Origin of the sequence: Pseudoalteromonas sp. S16_S37, assembly GCF_014694405.1 — a bacterium.
In the GTDB taxonomy this organism is placed as follows: Bacteria; Pseudomonadota; Gammaproteobacteria; order Enterobacterales; family Alteromonadaceae; genus Pseudoalteromonas.
On sequence record NZ_JAAUWV010000107.1, the window covers coordinates 1 to 3,802 of the forward strand.

The 3,802-nt window shown below is 41.0% G+C and carries 7 protein-coding genes; 3 read left to right on the forward strand and 4 right to left on the reverse strand.

Features of this window, described 5'->3' with window-relative positions:
• Positions 1–92 precede the first annotated feature (92 nt).
• Both HC733_RS21645 and HC733_RS21650 read left to right on the forward strand, forming a co-directional pair.
• On the forward strand, positions 93–521 hold the full coding sequence (locus HC733_RS21645; RefSeq protein WP_342366051.1) for a carboxymuconolactone decarboxylase family protein: 429 nt from the start codon (positions 93–95) through the stop codon (positions 519–521).
• 14 nt (positions 522–535) lie between these two features.
• The gene (locus HC733_RS21650) at positions 536–1,324 is read left to right on the forward strand and encodes a helix-turn-helix domain-containing protein (RefSeq protein ID WP_190367052.1); all 789 of its coding nucleotides are present in this window, start codon (positions 536–538) and stop codon (positions 1,322–1,324) included.
• A gap of 99 nt (positions 1,325–1,423) precedes the next feature.
• On the opposite strand, the gene HC733_RS21655 is transcribed toward HC733_RS21650, so the two are convergent.
• The 4 genes from HC733_RS21655 to HC733_RS21670 all read right to left on the reverse strand — a co-directional run bounded on the left by HC733_RS21655 (position 1,424) and on the right by HC733_RS21670 (position 3,017).
• Positions 1,424–1,642, reverse strand: a complete 219-nt coding sequence (locus HC733_RS21655) for a DUF7661 family protein (protein WP_190367053.1) — start codon at positions 1,640–1,642, stop codon at positions 1,424–1,426.
• A 132-nt stretch (positions 1,643–1,774) separates the two neighbouring features.
• The gene (locus tag HC733_RS21660) at positions 1,775–1,978 is read right to left on the reverse strand and encodes a 2-hydroxymuconate tautomerase family protein (RefSeq protein ID WP_190367054.1); all 204 of its coding nucleotides are present in this window, start codon (positions 1,976–1,978) and stop codon (positions 1,775–1,777) included.
• Between the two features lie 34 nt (positions 1,979–2,012).
• On the reverse strand, positions 2,013–2,387 hold the full coding sequence (locus HC733_RS21665; protein ID WP_190367055.1) for a nuclear transport factor 2 family protein: 375 nt from the start codon (positions 2,385–2,387) through the stop codon (positions 2,013–2,015).
• Between the two features lie 27 nt (positions 2,388–2,414).
• Entirely contained in the window at positions 2,415–3,017 is a 603-nt protein-coding gene (locus tag HC733_RS21670) for a glutathione S-transferase family protein (RefSeq protein ID WP_238937659.1), read from the reverse strand.
• A 146-nt stretch (positions 3,018–3,163) separates the two neighbouring features.
• Between HC733_RS21670 and HC733_RS21675 the strand changes: the two genes are divergently transcribed.
• The gene (locus tag HC733_RS21675; RefSeq protein WP_238937660.1) at positions 3,164–3,703 is read left to right on the forward strand and encodes a LysR family transcriptional regulator; all 540 of its coding nucleotides are present in this window, start codon (positions 3,164–3,166) and stop codon (positions 3,701–3,703) included.
• The last annotated feature ends 99 nt before the right edge of the window (positions 3,704–3,802 follow it).

The following is a 3,802-nucleotide window of genomic DNA, read 5'->3' on the forward strand; positions in this document are numbered from 1 at the left end:
AAGGGCTAAACGAACTAACACCTGATGAAGTTTACTTCGGTAAGCAAAGATACGCGGCATGACTGGATCAACCACTTAAAAAGTTAGCTTATGTGTCCAACCAATGGGGTCCAGCTCTGGATATTTTGCTCACTCAAGAGCGCTATTTAAAAGAGCAATTTGAGACAAGTAACACCCTCTCAATCACGACACTAGAGCTGGTAAAACTGCGTGTATCGCAAATAAATCAATGTGCATTTTGTATCGACATACATAGTAAAGAGGCGATAGCCCAAGGCGAAAGTACCGAGCGGATCATCGGCTTAAGTGCTTGGCGGGGAATGCCTTTGTATAACGATATTGAGCGTTGTGCTTTAGAGTGGGCAGAGTTACTGACACAAAAGCAAAGCGTATCACAGCACGACTTCGCAAAGGCGAGAACCGTTTTCACGGATGAAGATTTGGTGAATTTGACAATTGCGGTGAATGCGATCAATAGTTGGAACAAAATGACTAAGGCATTTAACCCAAGCCTTTTCTAACAGGATTTTTATCGGTGGGCTCAGGATTTAGTTTTAATATTTACAAACCAACAGGTAGATTATCGCCCTACGTTCAAGCCATTTGGGTCGCTCGTACGGCGCATACCTTGTCTGAGCCTATGCTTCAATATCTTAATTGTGATGGCTGTAGTGGTTTGGTTTTCAACCTTGGCAACGCCATCCATGTTGATAATGTCACATTGCCTTTTGGCGTAATAACACAGCCGATCAGTACTAAAACAGCACTTATCACTCTACCTGCAGGCAGTCATATGGTGGGAATAAGGTTTCACCCGTCAGTGGGCAGAACCATTGCAGACACTCAATACCCGCAGTTAACGTTATTAAACCCAAATGCCAAAGCAAATAACCTATACAAGGATATATTTAGCAAGCTTATTGTAAAGCCAACTCCGCAAGCACAAATAGTTGCGGCGTACCGCTGGTTATCTGAAAACTTACCGAAATTATCTAAGCTGCCTGATACGCTTAAATTATCCATTGAAAGAATAAAAACCAGCAAAGAGGGTAAACTATTTGGAGCAGCCCCCGTTAGCCTAAGGCAGATTGAAAGAGACTTTAAAAAATGGCTTGGCATTACGCCCAAACATCTTCAAAGAGTGATCAGAGTGCATCAGACTCTGAAAGTACTAAAAGCCAACCCAACATTATCGCTTGCAGATGTCGCCTATATAAATGGCTTTACCGACCAAGCTCATATGACCAGAGAACTACAACAGATGGCACAAATTACCCCTCGGCGATATCGGTTATTGGCAACTAACGAAGCTCAGACGCACTGAACTACTCAACGGATAGCAAACTACTTTTTGTTAAACTCTAATAAAAACATCTGTATTTCAATAAAACAAACAATAAAACGACTTACAATCACGCTGTATTTATGGCGTTAAAGAGACGACTCTTGGATGTTTAGTACTCGACAATTCATGATAAATATCATCGAGGTACTGAGCAAATTCATCAGGCTCCATCGTTGTTGGAAACACCACGTCATACACTCTAGCTCGCATACCAGAAGCTGATTCTTTAAACAGCTGCCACTCGTCATTTTTACGCACTACCGACATAACAGTGCCAAAAACATTAAACTTATACATGCACTTTACTCCTAAACTGTTATGGCAATTATGCTAAGTTAATTTACTGCGTATTCAGCTTGTAACATACGCAAAAGTCAGGTTAAGAGCTAGACCTAACCTGACGATTGCGCGTTCATATATCACACATTATTAGCCTTGGTTTTGCCTAAGCTGAGTCACTTGTTCAAAACCAATTCCCCAATTGTCTGTGTTTACCTCTTCTATAACCACAAAGGTCGTTTGCGGATTTTTATCAAGTACATCTATCATCACCTGAGTACAGCCTTTGATAATGGCTTGCTTTTGCTCGCAAGTAACCCCTTCGTCTGTAATTTTCACGTTAATGTAAGGCATATTGTCTCTCTAATTAATTAAATGTTGTTCGCTTTTAACGCACAACATTGGTATACATTTTGTTTACTATCAACCAATTACCGTGCTCTTTGAGTAAGCCCAAAAAGTCTATGTAGTTGTAGTTAAACAGTGGGCAATGCACTTTTACCATGGCCTGATCTTGCACAACTTCTACTGATAAAATGGCGTAGTCGTAAGCATACCCTTGGTTTTCTGGAACAGGACGCCCAGCAACATCTACCAACCACTGGTTGAGCGTTCTGCGACTGTTAGGTGCCTTTAACCAAGCATCTTGATGAAAAATACTCGCCAGCAACTGAGTATCGCCATAATGCAAGCCATCAAAGTATTTTGTAATAAGCGATATGATGGCTGCCAAATCATTGCTTTGAGTTTGCTTAGCTTTCATACATCACTTCCATGGTTTCAGCGAACATCATTGTGCCTGCTCCGCTGCTAATGATTGTTGAAAGCTCGCCCTTGCCTCTACACGCTGTATCATCGCGCAAGTTTGCTTACCAATCACAATGTCAACGGCAAAAAAGCTACCCCAGTGAGAATAAACAGTCAGTAAAACATCAGCGGCTGATAGTTGTTCGCCACCTAAAAAGTCACCGCTCTGCAAGCGAGATTCCACGACTTGCCATAGCTCATTGATACGTAACGATGCCTTATGCAACAAATCATGTTTAGTTTGTTCATCAGTAACATTATTCGCAATAAAGAACAGCTTTGAGTAAGCTGGATGCATCGTTGCATTGGCAAATAACATCTCTTGCAGCGCGCGCTGATACCCCTGCGGGTCACTAGGAAGCATTGGACTGTGATGTTTGTGCAATATGTAAAGCAAGATAGCAACGCCCTCAGTCAGCACTTCTCCATCGTCAACTAATACGGGAATACTGCCAACAGGGTTGATAGCGTTAAAATTACTAACTTTGCTTTTATCTATAATTTCAATATTTTGCCCTAGTTCTCGTAAAATAACTTGCGTTGCTAATGAACAAGCTCTTGGTGAGTAATACAAGGTATACATCATTTTCTCCTAATCTTTGATTTGCTATTGGTCGCTTATTTAAAAAGCGCAAGTAAATAGTAAGCCGCTTGTTTATTTTCATATATAGCGATAATGTGCATGTACTGTTCTCACATTGAGAACAAAAATACACTTGATGGATTAGACAGATGGATAAACTACGAGCGATTCAACTCTTTATTCGCCTTGCAGACTTAGGCAGTTTTACGCAAGTGGCGGAACTAACTAACTCCTCAAAATCTATGATCAGCAAAGAGATAAGCAGGCTAGAAAATGAACTGGGCGTGCGTTTATTACATCGCTCGACGCGCAACGTGCAGCTTACCCACATTGGTCAAGGTTACTTGCAGCGTGCAAGAGAGATCCTTAAAAAGGTAGATGAAGCAGACATTTTTGCGCAGGATCTGCAGCAAAATATTAAGGGGAAATTAAAGATAAATGCGCCTATGGCACTTGGTATTACCGATCTATCTATTATGTTTGCTGACTTTATGGAGCAAAACCCAGACATTGAATTAGATATTCATCTAGGTGACGAAAACATTGATTTAGTAGAGCAAGGATTTGACTTAGGATTTAGAGCATCGAGCAAACAAATTGACTCAAACTACGTTGGCAGAGCCCTTACGCAGTTTAACTACAAAGTCTGTACCACCGAAGAATATCTATCTAACCTGAGCTGCGCATAAGAAAATGAACTAAAAGCCCTTGTGGTGATCAGATCTTTCGACCAAGAAACATAAGATTACCAAGGACAAGGGCATGAATAACTTAGACGCAATTTTCGT

Excerpts from the sequence above, each read along its gene's own strand:
- HC733_RS21665 (WP_190367055.1), bottom strand. The coding sequence starts at position 2,387 with ATGAAAGCTAAGCAAACTCAAAGCAATGATTTGGCAGCCATCATATCG.
- HC733_RS21660 (WP_190367054.1), bottom strand. The coding sequence starts at position 1,978 with ATGCCTTACATTAACGTGAAAATTACAGACGAAGGGGTTACTTGCGAG.
- HC733_RS21655 (WP_190367053.1), bottom strand. The coding sequence starts at position 1,642 with ATGTATAAGTTTAATGTTTTTGGCACTGTTATGTCGGTAGTGCGTAAA.
- HC733_RS21670 (WP_238937659.1), bottom strand. The coding sequence starts at position 3,017 with ATGATGTATACCTTGTATTACTCACCAAGAGCTTGTTCATTAGCAACG.
- HC733_RS21675 (WP_238937660.1), top strand. The coding sequence starts at position 3,164 with ATGGATAAACTACGAGCGATTCAACTCTTTATTCGCCTTGCAGACTTA.